Genomic DNA, 21,345 nt, shown 5'->3' with positions numbered 1-21,345 from the left:
CTTTTTTTTACAGTATAATGTATAATCAAGTAGATGAAACGAAATATTCAGATATGAATATTTTTTAAGGGAGGGAATGTTCATTGGTTAAAGAAATAGGTCAAATAATAGGCAATATTCGTCGAAGTAAGGGGTATTCGCAAGAATATGTTTCAAGAGGTATACTATCTCAAGGTACTTATTCGAAGTTTGAAAACTATAACATTGGAATCCGAATAACAACTTTCAATAGAATTTTAGAGAAACTAGAAATATCCCCCGAAGAATTTGAATACATTAAAAATGGGTATAAATATACTTTTAGAGAAGAAATAATAAATAAAGTTTTTAATCTATCATATAATAATGAAGAGATTTTAGATGATATACTCTCCGATACTTCAGTATACTTGAAGGGGAATGAAGACCTTCTTATAAAGAATCTGTCGAAAATTTGTACTTCCCTAATTTTATTAAGCAGAACAAGTAACATTGAAGAAGCGCGAATTCCTTTAAAGAAAGTATGGGATATACTATCCAAGAGAAATCACTTTTATATCATAGATATTTATTTAATCAATTCAATACTATTTCTTTTTCCTCTTGAAACTGCTCTGGAAATTAGAAATTTCACTTTTAGAAGTATTGAACGCTACAAAAATTTTCAAGATGTTGAACGCCTGAAAATTAATATTTCTATTAATATCATGCTTCTTTTGATAAAAGAGAAAAGATTTAAAGAGGCCTATTTAGAATCAGAGCAAATAATAAATCTATGCAAACAGCATCAAGACTACTTTCGACTTGCCATTTGTTACGTTCGGAAAGGGATTTGTATGAATCATATAGAAATGTCGGGGAAAGAATGGATCCAGAAAGGAAAAAATATACTAACAGCTATTGAAGAAGTTGCAGCAGTTAAGCTTCTTGAAGATGAAATAAAGCTATATGGTTAGGATGGTATATGCTGCTAGTATGGAGGGCTGTATATTTAGTTGTTGATTATTTAAGTTAATTGAAGGATTAATTATATTAAAAAAGACATTTTACCGTAATTCTTGTCGTAGTCAGATGGTTGGGGAAGGAACTTTTTTGGTGATGAATGGCAGATACTCAGTGCAGGTATTGAAGAGCATGACATTAACCCACATGTTTTACACAATGCAGATTTTGTCGTCACGCTTTGCGGGGATGCGGCTGATAAATGTCCAATGACACCGCCTCATGTTAAACGTGCTCATTGGGGATTTGATGATCCAGCAAAGGCAGGAGGAACAGATGAAGAAAAATGGGCATTTTTCCAGCGTGTGCGTGATGAAATTGGTGTGAGAATTACTCGGTTTGCTGAAACAAACGAATAAGTAAAATAGGTGTCTGTTGCTTAAACAATACAGTTTGAGCAGCAGGCACCTATTTTTAATTTCCATTCATCAATTAGTCACATAACTATCACATATACTTATACAGGTTTCTGTTGACAATTTTCAAAAAAGTATCTAACATAATACGTGAGATTGATAATCGTTATCAATTACAATAATCATTATTATCTAGGAATTATTCAAATAGAGAGGAAGTCTAGAATGGCAGCTTTTACAATAGAACAAGCGGCAATTGGCTATTCGAATTCGCTTATTATAGATGATCTAAGTGTGTCCATTCCTGAGGGGAAAATTACGACGATCATTGGTCCGAATGGCTGTGGTAAATCAACGCTTTTAAAGGCTATCTCCCGCATATTAAAAATGAAAAGTGGCGCTGTTTACTTGGATGGGCAGGCGATACATCAGCTGGGAACGAAGGAAGTAGCGAAGAAGATGGCGATTTTACCACAAACAGCAGAAGCACCAAGTGGATTAACGGTGTTTGAACTTGTTTCTTACGGTCGCTTTCCTCATCAAAATGGATTTGGCTCTCTAAAAAAAGAAGACTATGACTATATTTACTGGGCAATCGAAGTGACTGGTTTGCAGGAGTTTAAGGATCGTCCCATTGAAGCATTGTCTGGTGGTCAACGACAACGCGTGTGGATCGCGATGGCACTCGCTCAGGACACTAAGATTCTTATACTCGATGAGCCAACGACTTATTTAGATTTAGCACACCAATTAGATATTTTACTTCTGTTAAAACGTTTGAATGAAGAAGAGGGACGAACGATTGTGATGGTGTTGCATGATTTGAATCATGCCTCTCGTTTTTCTCATTACATGATTGCAATGAAAAATGGTGCGTTAATAACAGAGGGAACGCCGGAAAAAGTGATGACTTGTTCAAATCTACAACTGGTATTTAATATAGATGCCAGTCTAGCGACTTGCCCATTCAGTGCTAATCCAATTTGTTTATCCTATCAATTATGTCAAAGAGAAAGGTAGTCCTTTCCTGGGAAATGAAATATGAAGGAGGAAAGGAATGTCTACTCCAGCAGAAGCAGCTACGGAAAGAGAAGAGTTAACAAAGATTAAAAAGCATTCCCGTCCCGTCATAGCTATTGCTGTGTTATTCGGAGGTATGTTTGCGTTACTGATGGCAATTGGTTTGTCGATTTCATTTGGAGCTGCAGACATTCAATTGGCGACCGTTTGGACAGCGGTGTTTCAGTTTAATCCAGATTTAACACCACATCAAATTATTCGGGAAATACGTCTGCCACGTGTACTAGGTGCGGCAATGGTCGGTGCATGTTTTGCTGTTGCAGGAGCGTTGATGCAAGGATTGACGCGAAATCCTTTAGCAGACTCAGGGCTACTTGGATTGAATGCTGGAGCTGCATTTATGCTGGCGATTTGTTTCGCTTTTTTGCCTGGTTTACCTTATATGTACTTAATTATGTATTCCTTCTTAGGTGCTGGTCTAGGTGTTGGAATCGTCTTTGGAGTTGGATCGATGTCCAGGGGTGGTTTGACACCTATGCGGCTTGTGCTGGCAGGTGCAGCAGTAAGTGCATTGTTAGGGGCGCTTAGTGAGGGAGTTGCTTTATACTTTCGAATTGGCCAGGATTTAGCCTTTTGGTATGCTGGCGGCGTATCGGGAACGAAATGGATTCATCTGCAAATTATGTCCCCATGGATTATTGCAGCCATGATAGGTGCCGTTATTTTATCTCGCTCTATCACGCTACTAAGTTTGGGTGAAGAGGTGGCCATTGGGCTTGGGCAACGCACAAAGTCGATTAAATTGATTGGTATGCTTATTGTCCTTGTTTTAGCAGGCGCAGCTGTTTCGGTTGTGGGTGCAGTCGGCTTTGTCGGATTAATTGTTCCGCATCTGACACGTTTTTTAGTAGGGCATGATTATCGCTGGATTATTCCTTGTTCGATTGTACTTGGTGCACTGTTAGTTGTTCTTGCTGACCTTGCCGCGAGAATGATTAATCCGCCATTTGAAACGCCTATTGGTGCATTGATTGCTTTAATTGGTGTTCCGTTCTTCCTGTATCTTGCACGAAAGGGAGGAAAAGAATTATGAAGAAAATTCAGATTCTACCAAAAGGGCAGCATCAGGCAAGAACTAAAAATCTAGTCATTATTGGCATTCTTAGTTTATTAATCGTTTTGGTTTTCATCATCAGTATGAATACCGGTTTTATTAAACTCACTCCGCTAGAAGTCATTCGTACACTATTTGGACTTGGGACAGACAAGCAACAACTCATTTTATTTGAATTTCGATTACCACGTATTATTATTTCCATTCTGGTAGGAATGGGACTTGCGGTATCGGGCTGTGTGTTACAAGGAATTTCCCGCAATGCTTTGGCCGATCCTGGCATATTAGGGATTAATGCAGGGGCAGGACTCGCTGTCATGCTATTCATATCTTTTTTTCCATCGACTACAGCTACACCCGTCTTTTTCCTACCCTTGTTAGCATTCTCGGGTGCAGGCGTAGCAGCTATTATCATTTACTCGTTAGCGTATAAACGACATGAGGGGATTACTCCTATGCGATTGTTACTCACTGGGGTAGCCGTTGCAGCTGGCATTAGTTCAGCCATGATTGTGTTAACACTAAGGCTTAGTCCAGAAAATTATCAATTTGTTGCGACTTGGCTAGCGGGGAGTATTTGGGGATCGAATTGGAAATTTGTCTTGGCTTTATTGCCATGGATTATGGTCTTAATGCCATTTGTTTTTGCAAAGGCGCGTGTCTTAAATGTGCTGAATTTAGGTGATTTAACAGCTACGGGTTTAGGTGCATCGATTGAAAAAGAGCGACGTGTATTGCTGGCGGCAGCTGTGGGACTCGCTGGTGCTAGTGTATCCGTCAGTGGAGGGATTGGATTTGTTGGACTGATTGGTCCGCATTTAGCGCGTCAACTAGTTGGCGCGAGACACCAATTTTTATTGCCGACAGCGGCTTTAACAGGAGGGCTGTTGGTGCTGATTGCGGATACAATCGGTCGCTGGATTTTACAACCATCGGAGATTCCAGCTGGGATTGTCGTGGCAGTCATTGGGGCTCCGTACTTCCTTTACTTACTGTCGCGTTTGAAAGATTGATGAGGATTTGAAATTTACTATCAAAAAAAGAAATCGGAGAGTGACATGATGTTTACGAATAAAAAAATGACTGTAATGATCGCTAGTTTTCTAGCGCTTGTACTGCTGTTAGTTGGCTGTAGTGATAAAAATAACGAGGCTACGGAGAAAGAAGTAGAGCAATCTGAGCCAGCAGTTGAAGAGACGGCAACAGAACGGACAGTAACGGACGCGATGGGACATGAAGTGATTATTCCTGCTAATCCGCAACGTATTATTGCTTCTTATTTGGAAGATAATTTAGTGGCGCTCGGGATTACGCCGGTGGCACAGTGGTCGGTTAAAGAGGGGGCAAGTATTCAAACTTATTTACAAGAGTATTTGAAAGATGTACCTACTATTCCACACGACTTACCATTTGAAGTTGTAACCAGTTTTACACCAGATTTACTACTTATGGAGGCAGCGCAGGCGGTAGAAGGGTCGAAATATGAGCAATATGCTAAAATCGCGCCTACCTATGTTGTAAAGGTAGAAAATAATAGCGATTGGCGAGACAAGTTATTAACTGTTGGTGAAGTTTTAGGGAAAACAGATGAGGCGAAACAAGTACTAGCAGATTATGATAAAAAAGCGTCTGAAGCGAAGCAAATTATACAGGATACTGTTGGCACTGAGTCTGCGGCTGCGATTTGGCTGGTCAGTAATAACTTTTATATCGTCAGTGAAAATGTCTCAAGTGGTGCCGTATTATATGGTGATCTTGGTTTAACAACGCCAAATGTCGTCAAAGAAATTTCGAGTACAGCGACGGCTAACTGGTCGGCAATTTCTTTGGAGCGACTAGCAGAGCTTGATGCAGATCATATTTTCTTAATCAATAGCGATATAGGGAACGGCGCTGAAATGTTAAAAGATCCTTTGTGGAGCAACATTCCTGCCGTGAAAAATGGTCGCATTTATGAATACGGTGCAGAGACTAGTTGGTTATATGCCGGAGCCATTGCTAACAGTCAAATTATTGAAGATGTAGTAGAATCCATGACGAAATAAAAAGGGGGTTTGATGATGAATTCAGAACAGCTCTATGATGTAACGATTATTGGCGGCGGCCCTGCTGGACTTTACTCTGCTTTTTATAGTGGACTGAGGGAAATGAAGACGAAGATTATTGAATTTCAGCCTTATTTGGGTGGAAAAGTGAATGTGTATCCTGAAAAAATGATTTGGGATGTAGGCGGGCTGACACCTGTTCCAGCTGCAAAATTGATTGAGCAATTGATTCAGCAAGGACTGACATTCAAACCTGAGCTTGTAGTAGGTGAAAAAGTGACATCAATTCATAAAGATGATAACGGACACTTTGTCATACAAACTTCTGCGAATCAACAACATCTATCCAAAACAGTCATTTTAGCTGTAGGCGGAGGGATCTTGCAGCCAACAAAGTTAGAGATTGAAGGCGCAGAGCGTTTTGAAGTATCCAATTTGCATTATACGGTAAAATCGCTAGCACGCTTTAAAGGAAAGACGGTATTGATTTCTGGAGGCGGTAATACGGCTGTTGATTGGGCAAATGAATTAGAGCCGATTGCCAAAAAAGTCTATTTGACGTATCGCAAAGATATGCTAAAAGGGCATGAAGCGGAAGTATCACGCTTATTTAGTAGTTCAGTGGACTGTTTATTGAACACTTCTATTGAGAGGCTAATTGCGGCAGATAATCATGAAACGATTGAAAAAGTGGAATTAATCAGTACTGAGGATGGTCAAAAGATTCAACTGGCAGTGGATGAAGTCATTATTAATCATGGCTATGATCGGGATAAAGAGCTGACAGAAAACAGCGGGTTGAATATCGAAATGATAGATGAGTATAGCGTTGCGGGGAGTTCAATGAGTGAAACGTCCGTACCTGGGCTCTATGCGGCAGGTGATATATTGAAACATGAAGGCAAGCTTCATTTGATTGCCGGAGCTTTTCAGGACGCGGCAAATGCTGTCAACAAAGCGAAGCAGTATATCACGCCAGAAGCGTATGGGCATGGCATGGTGTCCTCACATAATGATGTTTTTAAAGAAAAAAATCGTGAATTAGTGAAGCATTTGTATGCGGTGAAAAGTTAATTATCTTTCCAATTTAGTTGATACAGTTATTCATGGGTCCTCACCTGTGCGTAACTGTATTTTATTTATTACACTAAAATATGAAATAACGTGCTTAACAGATACCCCATGAGGATATAGGTTGAAAATGAAACCAGCGGCAAAGCTCGGCGATGCTGAAAGATAAATTCAAATAGACTGGTTACTGCCAGCAGGCAAATAGAAATGCCTAGCAAAATACTTTGTGCCTGGTTTGTTAAATTAATAGAATGCCCTAGCCAAATAAATAAAGTGAAACACACGGATAGGGTAATGAAAACAAGGAGCAGACCCCATAATTGCTTGCCTTGCGAGAGGAGTGCTGTTGTTAAAGCAAATCCTTCCGGGAGATGATGGAGAATGGTTGAAGCGGTAATGCTTACGCCGAAAGAGGAATTATCTAATGTATTGCCGAGCGTCATACTAAGCGGAATGGTGTGGAGTAATAGGGCAATTGTTAGTAGGTAGAGGGATGGTGCGTGAGCAGTTGTTAGGTAGGCTAACTGGTGAAGTAATTGAAATAATAGATAGCCAATCAAGGCGCCAAGTAGGATGCCGGAAGTTTGGTATATTTGTAAAGCAGATGGAATGATGTCGAGGGCTAGTAAGCCAACTAGGAATCCACCGCATAGTAGGGATAGACCTTGAGTAGTTTGTTGGAATAATTTAGAGACAATCCATGCAAAAATGCCTCCCACACTGACGCTTATAAAAAGAAATCCACCGAGTATCATGGCACTCAAATATATACCCTCCCACTGTGTAATCATTGCAAAATAACTATATGCACTGGGGAAGATGATTAAAATAGCGGTCAACAAAAAATGAACTCGTTGACCCACTCCAAGTAAAATGATATTATAGGGGTACGGGGTATATGCAGAACATTTATGTGGAGGGATAATCATGGAGGAAACAACTAAAAAAACAGTTCAACCAAATAAGCAACAGCTGCTCAATCGTTTAAAGCGTGTTGAAGGACAAGTACGAGGTGTTCATCAAATGGTGGAAAATGATCGTTATTGTGTCGATATTTTGCACCAGATTAGCGCGATTCAATCAGCGATGAACAAGGTTTCACTAGCATTATTAGAAGATCATACGCATCACTGTGTCGTTAAGGCTATTAAAGGGCAGGATGGTGACGCGGCGATTAAAGAATTAATGGATGTTATGAAAACAATGACGAAGTAAAAAACTTTAGTACTTGACATACCTGTTAGGGGTATAGTAAGTTGTAATTAACAACAAAACAGGAGGTTTTTAATATGAAAGAAATTTTAAAAGTAGAAGGCATGTCATGTAATCATTGTGTCAATTCAATTGAAACAAGTGTTGGTGAATTGACAGGTGTTTCAGCAGTTAAAGTGGATCTTAGCAGCAAAGAAGTGGCTGTAGAATTTGACGGTGCAGCAACATTGGCTCAAATTAAAGAAACAATTGAAGACCAAGGCTACGACCTAGCGTAATCTATCATCAACTGAATTTCCGCTTACACCATGTGGGGGTATAAAGCGGTGGAGGAGATTATACCTCTTGTTAGGTATAGTCCTTCTCTTTGAAAATATTATACCCCCACCAAGTATCGGAGGAGAGACAATATGGCTACAGCAGAAAAAACATTGCAGATTAACGGTATGACGTGTGCAGCCTGCGCGAATCGCATTGAAAAGGGTTTGTCTAAAATAGAAGGCGTGGAAAAAGCCAATGTCAACTATGCAATGGAACGTTCGACAATTGTTTACGATCCTGAGAAGACAAATGTCAATGAATTTAAAGCTAGAGTTGAAAAACTCGGTTATAGTGTTATACAAGACAAAGTCGATTTTGATATTACAGGTATGACTTGTGCGGCATGTGCGACAAAAATCGAAAAACGCGTTTCTAAAATGGAAGGCGTTTCGAATGCGAGTGTGAACTTTGCACTTGAAACTATCGCAGTTGAATATGATAGTAAGCAAGTCGCAACGACGGACATGATGACAGTCGTTAAGAAAATGGGCTATGAATTATTGGCTAAGCAAGATAGCAAAGACAAAATGGATCATAAAGAACAGGAAATTAAAAAGCAGCAGAATAAGTTCATTTTTTCATTAATTTTAACGATTCCATTGCTATGGACGATGGTGGCGCATTTTGAGTTTTTATCCTTTATTTATTTACCGAGTTTCCTAATGAATCCGTGGGTGCAGTTGGCATTAGCGACACCGGTTCAATTCATCGTAGGTGCGCAGTTCTATAAAGGAGCATTTAATTCGCTACGTAATAAAAGTGCTAACATGGACGTCTTGGTTGCACTCGGTACGAGCGCAGCGTATTTCTACAGTTTGTACCTATCCATTGAATGGATGAATGGTGGAAAAGTTGGTAGCCCGGAGCTATATTTTGAAGCATCCGCTGTTATTATTACACTAATTGTCCTTGGGAAATTATTTGAAGTGCGTGCCAAAGGAAAAACGAGTCAGGCGATTCAAAAGCTATTGGGCTTACAAGCGAAAACAGCAAGAGTGTTGCGTGATGGCGTTGAAATCGAATTGCCGATTGAGGAAGTTATCGCAGGTGATACGATTCTTGTGAAGCCTGGTGAAAAAATTCCGGTGGATGGCGAAATTATTGAAGGACGTTCGGCTATCGATGAATCGATGATTACGGGTGAAAGTCTTCCGGTTGATAAAGTAATTGGCGATGTTGTTATTGGTGCAACGATCAATAAGAATGGTTCATTGCAAATCAAGGCAACAAAAGTTGGGAAAGATACAGCACTAGCCCAAATTGTAAAAGTAGTTGAGGAAGCGCAAGGATCGAAAGCGGACATCCAGCGTTTGGCAGATAGAATTTCAGGTGTTTTTGTACCGGTTGTTGTTGTGATTGCGGTGGCAACGTTCTTCATCTGGTTCTTTATGGTGACACCGGGCGATTTCCGTTCGGCTTTGATTCCAACGATTTCGATTTTGGTTATTGCTTGTCCATGTGCGCTAGGTTTGGCGACGCCGACTTCGATTATGGCAGGGTCAGGCAGAGCAGCTGAAATGGGACTGTTGTTTAAAGGCGGCGAGCACTTGGAAAACACACGCTCAATTGACACTGTCGTGTTGGATAAAACAGGAACAGTAACAAAAGGTCAACCAGCTTTGACAGACATTACAGTGACAGAAGGCTTTACGGAGAATGAAGTACTGCAATTAGTAGCAACAGCTGAAAATCAATCTGAGCATCCATTGGCGCAAGCGATTGTGTTGGGTGTGAAAGAAAAAGGCTTGTCATTGCTTGAAGTGACTGATTTTGAAGCATTACCGGGCTATGGTATTCGTGCCACTGTTACCGGCAGAGAAGTATTAATCGGTACAAGAAAATTGATGAATGAGCGTAACATTGCGATTTTAGATTCGAATGCTGCAATGGAAAAAATGGAGGGTGAAGGAAAAACAGCGATGTTGATTGCTGTGGATCAACAACTTGCAGGCGTCGTAGCAGTCGCAGATACTGTGAAGGAAACGTCGAAAGAAGCAATCGCGAGAATGCAGGCATTGGGGCTGGACGTCATTATGCTGACAGGTGATAACCAACGTACGGCGGAAGCAATTGCGCGTCAAGTTGGTCTGACACATGTTATTGCAGAAGTGTTACCTGAACAAAAAAGTGATGAAATTAAAAAGTTGCAAGACCAAGGTAAGAAAGTGGCAATGGTCGGCGATGGTATTAATGACGCGCCAGCACTCGCCATGGCGAACATCGGGATGGCTGTCGGAACAGGGACGGATATTGCGATTGAGGCGGCAGATATTACGCTAATGCGCGGTGATTTGAATAGCGTGGCGGATGCGATTATTATGAGTCGTAAAACGATGCGTAATATTAAGCAAAACCTATTCTTCGCATTTTTCTACAACACAGTGGGCATTCCAATCGCAGCGATTGGTTTGTTAGCTCCTTGGGTTGCAGGGGCTGCGATGGCGTTCAGTTCGGTGTCCGTTGTCTTGAATGCATTGCGTTTGCAGAAGGTTAAATTGTAAAAGGAATGAAGGGAAGCCATGCGGGGGGAACTCTGCATGGTTTTTATTTCCGACGCGGTAAGCGAGTTATCTGTTTAGGTAGTTCAGTTCGCCGAAAAGGTAGCTCGGTTTTGTATGTGTTCTATTCGCAAAAGAAAGATTGTGAGTAGGACACTTATTTCATTTAGAAAATAAAATGTTGCGTTAGGGAAACTCATAGCATACAATGACATTATAATGAACAATGATGAATGTTAGTTTTAACTTGATTCAAGTTAAGCCTCCGGCGGATGTTAGGGATTTTGAAGGGAGCCAATTGTGCTGTGCACAATTCAAAATCCCAACGCAATTACGCCGGGCGCAATTGATATAGAGAGGAAGAACAGAATGGTACAATATTTTTTAGAGCTAGATGCAGTTTATCAAGCCCTAATAGCAACTTTATTCACCTGGGGGATGACGGCGATTGGAGCTGCGTTAGTATTTACGACGAAGACGGTCAACCAAAAACTGATGGATGGTATGCTAGGCTTCGCGGGCGGCGTGATGATTGCGGCGAGTTTTTGGTCCTTGCTAGGACCTGCGATTGAAATGGCGGAAACTGGACCATTTCCATCCTGGTTTCCAGCAGCTTCTGGTTTTTTGCTAGGTGGATTATTCCTGTGGGGTGCCGATAAAATCATCCCCCACGTGCATCCAACATCCCCGATGAAAGATGCGGAAGGTATAAACCCGGAAAAAAAGCGACGCAGTACACTTTTGGTACTTGCAATTACATTGCATAATATCCCGGAAGGTTTGGCAGTTGGTGTAGCATTTGGTGCGGTGGCTGCTGGGTTTCCATCGGCATCATTAGCAGCTGCCATTGCATTGGCGGTGGGGATTGGGATTCAAAACTTACCGGAAGGCACAGCAGTTTCTATGCCATTACGAAGAGATGGTATGTCGCGTAGAAAAGCTTTTATGTACGGTCAATCTTCGGGAGCTGTTGAACCTATTGCCGCCGTTATTGGGGTTCTCGCAGTTACATTGATGGCTCCAATTTTGCCATTTGCGCTAAGTTTTGCGGCAGGTGCAATGATTTTCGTTGTCGTGGAAGAGGTTATTCCCGGTTCACAGGAAAATGGCAATAAAGATCTGGCTTCCATGTGCTTAATGATTGGATTTACCGTCATGATGATATTGGATGTAGCATTTGGCTAAGTAAATATAGGTTAGGCGACTTCACTTCGGTGAGGTCTTTTTTTGTCGTGGATGAATGGAGGATTGTCAGTGGAACCAGCGAGATAGTCAGTGCAATCAGCACAAACTCTTATTATAAACTTCAGTATTTTGGTTCTGTCGCCCTATACTCCGTGAATACAATGGCGTAAGTGAGGTGATGTAGTCATTATACATTCAGAGTCAAAAATAGAGGGTGTAGGTGATCTTCGAATGGAGCAGCGTTTGACGTTCCGTACAGGAATAACTCGGCGTCATCCGTTGTGGAAAAGAGCATTTGATATTGTAGGTAGTCTGTTCATACTTGTCTGTTGCCTACCATTGTTCTTTGCCATTGCAATCATTATGATTGTTTTTTCCGAAAGACCGATTTTCTTTAGTCAGACGAGGACAGGCATGCATAACAAGAAATTTCGTATATTGAAATTCCGTACGATGAAGGTATCTATGCACAATAAAAACAGCCATACGTATGCATGGGAGGAAGGAGTACCGGATTACTTTCAGTTTAAGACAGAAAGTAATGAAAATGTTACGACAATCGGCAAGTTTTTACGAAAATATAGTCTGGACGAGTTGCCCCAACTTTTGAATGTATTGGTAGGTCATATGAGTTTGGTTGGCCCTCGTCCTGAAATTCCGGCAATCACAGACTTATATAGTCATAAGCAAGTACAAAGATTACTTGTGAAACCTGGAATTACAGGTTTTGCGCAAGTTAATGGACGATCGGATATAAACCACGGCAAGAAAATTGAATATGATTTGTACTATATACAACATCGCAGTTTGCGACTCGATCTAAAAATAATCGTAGCAACCATTATAGCTGTTATCAAAGCAAAGGGGGCTTATTAAACAAATGCAGCCAATTGAGATGACGACGGTAAATGTCCGATGAATGAGCAGATGAATCTGAAAGAAATCGTTGGACTAATAGGACAACATTGGAGAAAAATCACTTCTTTTTTGTTGTTAATTACATTATGCGGTGGTTTTAGTAGTTTTGCCATTTCACCAACATACGAGGCTAAAATTGATTTACTAATTAATAATCCGACGAATGAAGAGGGGAGTAAGGTATTAGAAACCTATGAAATTGATGTGAATTTACGCTTAATTGAAACCTATAAATATATTTTGAAAAGTGACCGCATGATGACGAACGTAAATGCCGAATTTAACAAGCCATATACAAATGAAGAGCTTACGGAGAAGATAAAAATTGAATCTACTGACGAATCTCAAATAATAACAATTATTGCCCATGAAAAATCACCAGAACAAGCAGCGCTACTTGTAAATACGTATGCCGCTATATTTCAGAAGGAAATTAAGGCACTGATGCAACTAGAAAATATCAAAGTGTTGAAAGATGTTTCGGCTGGAAAAGACACTAAGAAAGTTAGACCCAATCATTTATTTTATTTTATTCTATCGCTTGTCTGTGGTCTTCTCCTTTGCGTAATCATCATCATTACCCGGGAAATTTATTTCACTAAAATGGATAATGTACCGAAGACAGAGAAAGCAATGGACATGCCCAATTTAGGAACAATCCCATTTATGGATAAACGTCTATTGAGTCAGGTGCACAATGACGGCCCACCAGGAAGTCTATTTGCGCATATAAACTTACCTGACTGTGTAATTGAAGAGTATCGGAGGCTTAGAGGGAACGTAGAATATCTGTTAAAAGGACAAGATATGAAAACAATTATGATTACTAGCTCTTCTACTGGGGATGGAAAATCGACGATTAGTGGAAATCTAGCAATGATTATGGCCATGAATGGAAGAAAAACGATTTACATTGATGCAGATTTACGGAAATCTACGGGTAGAACCTTGTTTAATCTACCAAAAAGAAAAGGCCTTACTTCAGCCATTTCCGGGCATGAAGCATTCGATAGTATCATCCAAGAAACTGAAATAGACAATTTGTCTTTTATGAGCGCTGGTCCACTGCCGCTAAACCCGACAAAGTTTTTATCATCCAGCCAAATGAAAGAGTTACTTGAGCATCTAGCAAGAAAATATGATCTTATTATTATCGACTCACCGCCGTTACTCGTTTCTGATGCAGTCACACTGTCTTCTATTGTGGATGGTTGTCTATTCGTCATCGACGCAAAAAGTACGAAAGAAGAGCTAGCTGTGAAAAGTGTGGCGCAGCTGAGAAAAGTAAACGCACCTCTATTAGGAACAGTGTTGAATAGAACAGACCCCGCTAAAAGCGACACTTATTATTGAAGATGGAGAAAGGTAGTGGCAGCTATTGTAATTGATATACACAATCATATACTCCCAGGGATTGATGATGGTCCACAAACTGAAGAAGAAGCCATTGAATTAGTAAAAACTGCAGCTGCAATTGGAATTACGCATATTATTGCCACGCCACATCATCGGAATGGCAAATTCAATAATAACGCATCAAACATTCAGTACTTAGTAAATAAATTAAACCAGCAGCTAATCAGCCAAGGTGTCCCCGTGACAATTTTAGAAGGTATGGAAATTCAATTGTATGAAAATCTACTGAGTGAACTTACTGACAGCTTGCTACCACTTGCAGGGAGTAAAAAGTATATGCTCATCGAATTACCTAAAAATCAACTTCCACATTTTACAGCCCCTATTTTTTTTGAAATGCAACTTAGAGGATATATACCAATTATCGCGCATCCAGAAAGAAATACCATCATTAGAAGTGATCCAAGTCAACTGTTTGAATTAGTCAATCGAGGTGCTCTTGTACAAGTTAACGCGTCAAGCATTACAGGTGCGAACGGAGGCGCGCAGAAAAAATTCGCTTTGAAGTTATGTAAAAATCATTTAGTTCATTTTATTGCGTCTGATGCACATCATTATAAAAAAAGACCGTTCCTTTTACAATCTGCTTTTGAACGCCTTCAACGTAAGATGTCACCTGACTTTGTTGATTATGTGAGACAAAATGCACGACATGTAGTAAACGGTACTGAGTTTCACAGCTTACCTCCAATTCAACCGAAATAATGGAATTACTGTTTCATCCAGAGCTTATCACTCGCTAAGGTGGGGGGACCCTATATGAAAATTGTTCAAGTCATTACCCGGATGGATACGATTGGTGGGGCCCAACTACATGTGAGGGATCTTTGTATTGCTTTAATGGAGAAGGGACATTCCGTTTATGTTGTGACAGGAGGGAATGTGACACTTTATAAAGAGCTCGACACCATTCATTGTCAATCGCTAATACGCAATCTTAACGTCGTTGCGGATATAAAAGCATTTGTAAAAGTACGTCACATAATAAAAAACATACAACCAGATATAATTGCCACACATTCATCGAAAGCAGGAGTGATTGGTAGGCTTGCTGGCTGGTCGCTTCGTATCCCGACAATTTTTACTGCACATGGATGGTCGTTTACAGAAGGAGTAGAAGCAAAAAAGAAAAAAGCATATCGAATCATTGAAAGATGGATGGGACGTATAACGGGCGGAGTCATCACGGTTTCGGAATACGATAAGCAATTGGCTGTTAAGCATAAAGTTTTGCCGCAGGAAAAGCTACTGACGATTCATAACGGAGTGCATGAAACAGTACGATTAAGAGAGAGTAGACAGCCAGAAAATCGGTTAACGATGGTGATGGTTGCCAGATTCGCACCACCAAAGCGACAGCTTGAATTGCTAAAAGCCTTAACCAAATTACAGCAGTTTGAGTGGGAGATGTTGTTTGCGGGTGAGGGCCCAACGCTAAAGGAAGCACAATGCTTTGTGGACAGTGAGGGACTGAATGATCGGGTCCAGTTTTTAGGTAATCGGCATGATATCGCAGCGATTTTACAGAAGTCTGACATTTTTCTGTTGCTTTCTGATTGGGAGGGGCTTCCCCTTAGCATCTTGGAAGCCATGCAATGCGGTTTACCAATTGTTGCTTCGGATGTTGGAGGTGTGCATGAAGCAGTGAAACCTTCAGTGAATGGTTATTTAATTCCTCCAAAAGATGAAGTTGAGTTAGTACGTACACTCACTGCATTACTCACGAGTTCAACACTTCGATTACAGATGGGAGAGCAAAGTAGATTGCTTTATAAGCAGCATTTCACATTTGAACAAATGTATGACAAGACATTTGCATACTATGAAAAGATAATCGAATGATTATAGACTATCGCTAAGGAAGGAGATGTTGAGTATGAAAGTATTAGTGACGGGTGGAGCAGGATTTATCGGATCACATGTAGTTGAAGAATTAGTAAACCATCACTTTGAAGTTGTGTTAGTCGATAATTTAGTGACTGGATCTCTCGACAATCTATTAAATACTGTGAAAATATATCAGTTCGATATTAATGACCAAGAAATCGAGTATGTATTTGAAAGGGAAAGGCCGGACTATGTTATCCACTTAGCTGCGCAGGTCTCGGTTACAGCATCTATGAATAATCCTTTTTTTGATTTACAGACGAATATGGTTGGTACGGTTAAACTGATTTCTCTTGCGAAAAAATACAATGTGAAAAACTTTATATTTGCCTCTTCAGCAGCCGTCTACGGTGAGCCAGCTTATCTTCCAATTGATGAAAATCATCGTCTCCATGCGCTGTCCTTTTATGCACTTTCGAAATACTCAGCGGAGAAATATATTGAATTATATGATGCAATATATGGTGGGAATAGCTGTATTTTACGTTTTTCAAATGTTTATGGGCCGAGACAGAATGCCGATGGAGAAGCGGGTGTCGTCTCCATCTTCATTAGAAAATTAGTACGTGGGGAAAATGTTGAAATGTTTGGTGGCTACCAAACAAGAGATTTTATTTATGTGAAAGATGTTGCGAAAGCTTGTCGCCTAGCAATCGAGGGGGAGCATAAAGGAATTTATAATATTTGTTCAGGAATAGAAACGTCAATTGAAGGCCTGTTAACGCAGATTTTTGAGGAGACAGGGGTAACGAAAATACCAGTCTATCAACCAATAAGAGTCGGAGAGATTGAGAGAAGTGTGTTGGACAATAGCAAAGTGTCTAGTTCCTTTGACTGGTTTTCTCATTATTCTTTGCAGGAAGGTTTACATGAAACAGTTCATTATTATTCAACAGTCTCAAGTTCGAAGTTATCTATGAAGTGATAAAGGGAGGAAAAAATGAAACTCATTACAATTACATCGGTAGATCAACTGAAGGATTATAAAAATGATTGGTCTTTCATTTTGGAGAGTATTGACAATACAAATCCATTTATCGAATTTGAATGGTTGTATGAATGGTGGAGTTATTTAGGTGAGGGGAAAAATATTGAAATCATTGCTGTTCAACATAACAATCGTTTTGTTGCATTTTTTCCCTTTATGTATACCCAAAAAGGGCTCGGTTATGAATATAATTTTATGGCGCTTGGACAGGCCAATTACATGGATTTTATTGCGGATGCATCTATTTTGGATCAGGCAATTGAGTTAGTACTTGACTACCTGCTTGAAACGAAGAAACGGGTATTGTTCAACTTACACGGGTTATTAGAAAGTAGTCAGACACCTAAAAGTTTAGTGGCCTACTTGGAGAAGCGGGGCATAGAAAATCGTACTTATCGAATTGTAACCCCTTTTGTTGACTTGGAAAATATCCAACTCGATGACTATATGAAAGAGAGAAAGACACTACACGGTCTGGATAGAAGGCAAAAAAGACTACGGTCTTTAGGGACAGTTAAGCTTGAAACGAGTCGTCCCGAAGAGATGGATACGATTTTTCATCTGCATAATAAAAGATGGGAGAAGAAAAATGATACAAGTGGATTTACGAGTCAGGAGAAAAGGCAATTCTTTAGGAAACTAGCTGAAAATACGACAGGAGCTATGCGTGTACGAATTGAATCTCTTTACTTAGAGGATAGGCTCATTGCCTTCACTTACGGATTTAAATGTCGAGGAAGGTATATGGGGTATGTGCTAGGACATGACGATGCCTTCGATTATTTTAGCCCAGGTCGCATACTTGTTAAAGAGAAAATCAAGAAAAGTGTCAATAGTTCAACGAAAATTTTAGATATGAGTATTGGTTATGAGCCTTATAAATTCGAATGGAATACGGGTCTGGATCATACGATAAGAATGGCTTTTTCTTCAAATACTATACGAGAAAAAGGGAAAAGGAATCTCATATGGGGGAAAGAGTGGCTGCTCTCTGGGATTAAAAAAAGTAGGAAAGCCGTGTTGTTTAGACGTAATACAGTCGGGAAAATTAAATATATTTTGAGGAATCTACGCTCAACTAAAACGTTCAAGAAGGTGACACCCGACATCATGAACGGTATCAATTCCATAAGAAAATTCTTTTATGAACAGCGGCAGCATATGGTTTTAAAAATGAATGTACACTCGGATTCTGCGCTCGTCACTTATAAAACATTTACACCTTTAACGATAAAAATGGTATTTGCGAGTAACGATTTTGAAGATGATGAAATGAAGGAAATAGGAAATAGGCTGTACCGTGGATTTACCGGTTATTCTACCGAAAAACAGTTGTCTTTTGATACGATTTGTTGGATTAATCCAAATGTCTTGCGAATAGATGCAATCTCTTATCTTACCCAATTACGGAAGGGCAGTGTCTATATCGATAAGTGGAACTTAGATAATATCATGGATATATGTGCATTCGTAAAGAGTGATTATAAAGCAAAAACAATCGTTATAGACTTGGAAAAGCCAGATAAGAAAAGAGTGGCATTTTTAAGGAGTAAGGGTTTTTTCATAGATAAAGAGGTTTCGAACCGGACAATCTTCGGCTTTAGGTCATCTACTGTTGTAGATGGCAAGGGGTAAATGATTAAAAAACAACTAGCGGAGAAGGGGCAACTCATCGAAACGATAAAAAAAACAGCAGCACTATTAATGATCATAACGGTTCTATCCAAAGTGTTTGGGTTTCTCCGTGATATTACGCTGACCTATTTTTATGGAGCTTCTGTCACGACGGATGCCTATTTCATTTCCATTTCAATTACAACTATATTATTCAGTGTAGTGATGACGGGAATTTCATCAGGATATATCCCGCTCTACAAAGAAATTGAAAATACGAGCGGTGAAAAACAAGCACTGAATTTTACGAACAGATTACTGACGGTTATCCTGCTTATCACAACTGTACTTCTTCTTGTAGGTTTTTTATTTTCAAATCAACTCGTGACGCTATTCGCGTTAGGTTTTACGGAAGAAACAAAGAGAATGGCGGTTCTCTTCACGCGTATCAGCTTAGTGGGTATCTATTTTACAAGCCTTACCCAGCTACTTGCAAGTTATCTCCAGGTCAATGGGAAATTTACGACAGCTGCCATGCTAGGGTTTCCTTTCAATTTCATCATTATTCTCTCCATCGTCATCAGTGCACAAACACATAGTATTGGTTTAGCAATTGGTAGTATTGTTGCTGCACTGGCTCAATTGCTATTTTTACTGCCCTCCCTTTCAAAAATGAAATATCGGTATTCTCCTGTAGTTCCATTTCTAGATGAAAATATAAAGAAAATAGCATTATTTGTATTACCAATCACAATGGGGATGTCTGTTGATCACATTAATTCCATAGTAGATAAAACACTAGCATCCAAGATTGTAGAAGGTGGGATTTCTGCACTAACATATGCCAGTCGGTTAAATGATTTCGTTCATGGGATATTTGTTCTGTCATTTATCGCTATTCTATTTCCACATTTATCAAAAATGGCTGCTGAAAAAAGTATGGAAGAATTGAAGAGGTCGATGCGTGAGGTTCTTTCAAGTGTGATCCTGCTAGTCGTGCCGGCAAGTCTAGGCATCATGATCATGGCTAAACCAATTATTCAATTGCTTTTCGGTCGTGGACAATTCGATGAGCCAGCCATTTTGTTAACGTCAGAGGCATTGTTTTTCTATTCCATAGGTATGATAGGTTACGGCATCCGGGAAATCTTATTGCGTACTTTTTATTCACTCCAAGATATGGTAACCCCGATGGTCAATGCTGCTATTGCAGTGGCTCTGAATATCGTATTGAATATCATTTTATCGGCTTATATGGGGCTGAATGGATTGGCACTAGCAACAAGTATTTCGGCACTTATTAGTGTTGCACTCCTATGCACCAGTCTTCGAAGAAAGATTGGTCCACTGGGCTTGAAAAGTATGGCCATCACGTTTTCGAAAGTATTGATGGCGTCAGGAGTTATGGGAGGGGTCATTGTGCTATTGAATGGCTATGTATGGCTTCAGATGAACGATTTTTTGAAAATGATGGTCATTGGACTCGTAGGATGTAGTCTCTATTTCTTTTTATTGACAATTTTAAAAGTGAAGGAATCGAAAGAATTCCTTACTTTTATGCGAAGGAAGTTACGTTTATGAGAATTATGATGGCAAGATCAAATCCAGTCAATCCTGATCCACGCGTTGAAAAGGAATTGAACACGTTACTGACATATGGCTATGATTTAAGGGTTCTAGCATGGGAAAGAAATTTGGGACAAGCTATTGAAAAAAGAGATGTTGTATCGCTAGATAATGGACAGGTACAGATTGATTTATTCCACAAAGAGGCATTATTCGGGCGAGGAATTATTAATTTGTGGTCTCTGTTATTATTTCAACTTTTCTTATTAAAAAAACTGATTCATTACCGCAGGGATTACGATGTGATTCATGCATGTGATTTTGATACAGTCATTCCAGCATTTATTGTATCGAAAATCTTTCGTAAAAAGTATGTATATGATGTGTTCGATTATTATGTCGATGCGTTTAGGGTTCCAACAATCTTGAAGCCTGTCATTGAAGGTCTGGATATTCGGATGATTAACAAGGCAGATGCCGTCATTATTGTGAATGAAAGTAGAATCGAGCAAATACGAAAGAGCGTACCTAAGAGTTTGTGGATCATTCATAATTCTCCAGATAGGTTACCAATCGTAAATTGTGGATTTGTTCCTCTGGGTAATCTAAATAAGAAATTGAAGTTTGTTTATGTTGGCGTATTATCGAAAAGTCGTTTTCTACTCGAAATCGCTGAAGTAATCGCTAAGTGTAAGGATGTTGAACTTCATATCGGTGGTTTTGGCGATTTAGAGAGTTTTTTTAAAAAGCAAAGTCTGGCATATGACAATATTTTTTATTATGGCAAATTGGACTATGAGTCGACCCTCGCTTTAACCAAGCATTGTGATGTGATGCTGGCCATTTACAATCCTTTAGTGCCGAATCATCGTTTTTCATCACCTAATAAATTATATGAAGCGATGTTATTGAAGAAACCAATTATCGTTGCAGAACAGACAGGAATTGATGAAATCGTTACAGCCAATCATACCGGATTTGTTATTGCTTATGACAAGCTTAGTTTAATGAATCTGATCGAACAACTTCTTCAAACAAATCCCAATGAGTTTCTGGAAATGGGTATTCGATCGCATCGTTTATATGTAGAAAAATATGCATGGTCCATTATGGGAGAACGGTTAATACGTCTATATGAACAACTCTAAAAAGG

The 21,345-nt window shown here is 39.7% G+C and carries 19 protein-coding genes and 1 pseudogene; 19 read left to right on the top strand and 1 reads right to left on the bottom strand.

The genetic code is table 11. The features are described from left to right. Positions 1 to 83: 83 nt before the first annotated feature. The 7 genes and pseudogenes from MKZ10_RS16345 to MKZ10_RS16315 all read left to right on the top strand — a co-directional run bounded on the left by MKZ10_RS16345 (position 84) and on the right by MKZ10_RS16315 (position 6,590). Complete coding sequence (locus MKZ10_RS16345; RefSeq protein WP_342505975.1) at positions 84 to 935, top strand: helix-turn-helix domain-containing protein; 852 nt, start codon at positions 84 to 86, stop codon at positions 933 to 935. Positions 936 to 1,005: 70 nt separating this feature from the next. Further along, positions 1,006 to 1,340: pseudogene (locus MKZ10_RS16340) on the top strand (arsenate reductase). Positions 1,341 to 1,562: 222 nt separating this feature from the next. After that, positions 1,563 to 2,357, top strand: a complete 795-nt coding sequence (locus MKZ10_RS16335; protein ID WP_342505974.1) for an ABC transporter ATP-binding protein — start codon at positions 1,563 to 1,565, stop codon at positions 2,355 to 2,357. Positions 2,358 to 2,394: 37 nt separating this feature from the next. Continuing rightward, the gene (locus MKZ10_RS16330; RefSeq protein WP_342505973.1) at positions 2,395 to 3,450 is read left to right on the top strand and encodes an iron ABC transporter permease; all 1,056 of its coding nucleotides are present in this window, start codon (positions 2,395 to 2,397) and stop codon (positions 3,448 to 3,450) included. Next, a complete protein-coding gene (locus tag MKZ10_RS16325; protein WP_342505972.1) occupies positions 3,447 to 4,484 on the top strand; it encodes an iron ABC transporter permease in 1,038 nt (345 codons plus the stop codon). Before MKZ10_RS16330 ends, MKZ10_RS16325 begins: the two co-directional genes overlap by 4 nt. A 45-nt stretch (positions 4,485 to 4,529) precedes the next feature. Beyond that, on the top strand, positions 4,530 to 5,516 hold the full coding sequence (locus MKZ10_RS16320) for an iron-hydroxamate ABC transporter substrate-binding protein (protein ID WP_342505971.1): 987 nt from the start codon (positions 4,530 to 4,532) through the stop codon (positions 5,514 to 5,516). 15 nt (positions 5,517 to 5,531) lie between these two features. Further along, entirely contained in the window at positions 5,532 to 6,590 is a 1,059-nt protein-coding gene (locus MKZ10_RS16315; RefSeq protein ID WP_342510254.1) for an NAD(P)/FAD-dependent oxidoreductase, read from the top strand. 68 nt (positions 6,591 to 6,658) lie between these two features. Here MKZ10_RS16315 and MKZ10_RS16310 read toward each other — a convergent pair whose 3' ends face one another. After that, entirely contained in the window at positions 6,659 to 7,342 is a 684-nt protein-coding gene (locus MKZ10_RS16310) for a zinc transporter family protein (protein WP_342510251.1), read from the bottom strand. A 172-nt stretch (positions 7,343 to 7,514) separates the two neighbouring features. Between MKZ10_RS16310 and MKZ10_RS16305 the strand changes: the two genes are divergently transcribed. The 12 genes from MKZ10_RS16305 to MKZ10_RS16250 all read left to right on the top strand — a co-directional run bounded on the left by MKZ10_RS16305 (position 7,515) and on the right by MKZ10_RS16250 (position 21,340). After that, positions 7,515 to 7,802, top strand: coding sequence for a metal-sensitive transcriptional regulator (locus MKZ10_RS16305; RefSeq protein ID WP_342505970.1), 288 nt, complete (start codon positions 7,515 to 7,517; stop codon positions 7,800 to 7,802). Positions 7,803 to 7,876: 74 nt separating this feature from the next. Further along, complete coding sequence (gene copZ, locus MKZ10_RS16300; RefSeq protein WP_342505969.1) at positions 7,877 to 8,077, top strand: copper chaperone CopZ; 201 nt, start codon at positions 7,877 to 7,879, stop codon at positions 8,075 to 8,077. A 132-nt stretch (positions 8,078 to 8,209) separates the two neighbouring features. Next, entirely contained in the window at positions 8,210 to 10,621 is a 2,412-nt protein-coding gene (locus MKZ10_RS16295; protein ID WP_342505968.1) for a heavy metal translocating P-type ATPase, read from the top strand. Positions 10,622 to 10,987: 366 nt separating this feature from the next. Further along, entirely contained in the window at positions 10,988 to 11,803 is an 816-nt protein-coding gene (locus MKZ10_RS16290; RefSeq protein WP_342505967.1) for a ZIP family metal transporter, read from the top strand. 231 nt (positions 11,804 to 12,034) lie between these two features. Beyond that, a complete protein-coding gene (locus tag MKZ10_RS16285; protein WP_342505966.1) occupies positions 12,035 to 12,679 on the top strand; it encodes a sugar transferase in 645 nt (214 codons plus the stop codon). A gap of 39 nt (positions 12,680 to 12,718) precedes the next feature. Continuing rightward, positions 12,719 to 14,074, top strand: a complete 1,356-nt coding sequence (locus MKZ10_RS16280) for a polysaccharide biosynthesis tyrosine autokinase (RefSeq protein WP_342505965.1) — start codon at positions 12,719 to 12,721, stop codon at positions 14,072 to 14,074. Positions 14,075 to 14,089: 15 nt separating this feature from the next. Next, a complete protein-coding gene (locus MKZ10_RS16275; RefSeq protein ID WP_342505964.1) occupies positions 14,090 to 14,842 on the top strand; it encodes a CpsB/CapC family capsule biosynthesis tyrosine phosphatase in 753 nt (250 codons plus the stop codon). 54 nt (positions 14,843 to 14,896) lie between these two features. Continuing rightward, positions 14,897 to 15,979, top strand: coding sequence for a glycosyltransferase family 4 protein (locus tag MKZ10_RS16270; RefSeq protein ID WP_342505963.1), 1,083 nt, complete (start codon positions 14,897 to 14,899; stop codon positions 15,977 to 15,979). A gap of 34 nt (positions 15,980 to 16,013) precedes the next feature. Then, the gene (locus MKZ10_RS16265; protein WP_342505962.1) at positions 16,014 to 16,949 is read left to right on the top strand and encodes an NAD-dependent epimerase/dehydratase family protein; all 936 of its coding nucleotides are present in this window, start codon (positions 16,014 to 16,016) and stop codon (positions 16,947 to 16,949) included. Positions 16,950 to 16,964: 15 nt separating this feature from the next. Next, positions 16,965 to 18,647 (top strand): GNAT family N-acetyltransferase, encoded by a 1,683-nt coding sequence (locus MKZ10_RS16260; RefSeq protein WP_342505961.1) that lies wholly within the window; start codon positions 16,965 to 16,967, stop codon positions 18,645 to 18,647. Next, entirely contained in the window at positions 18,648 to 20,207 is a 1,560-nt protein-coding gene (gene murJ, locus MKZ10_RS16255; RefSeq protein WP_342505960.1) for a murein biosynthesis integral membrane protein MurJ, read from the top strand. Further along, the gene (locus MKZ10_RS16250) at positions 20,204 to 21,340 is read left to right on the top strand and encodes a glycosyltransferase family 4 protein (RefSeq protein ID WP_342505959.1); all 1,137 of its coding nucleotides are present in this window, start codon (positions 20,204 to 20,206) and stop codon (positions 21,338 to 21,340) included. Before murJ ends, MKZ10_RS16250 begins: the two co-directional genes overlap by 4 nt. The last annotated feature ends 5 nt before the right edge of the window (positions 21,341 to 21,345 follow it).

The sequence above is a fragment of the Sporosarcina sp. FSL K6-2383 genome (assembly GCF_038618305.1).
GTDB lineage: Bacteria > Bacillota > Bacilli > Bacillales_A > Planococcaceae > Sporosarcina.
Note: the sequence above shows the minus strand (reverse complement) of the source record. Positions and strands in the feature narration are given on the sequence as shown.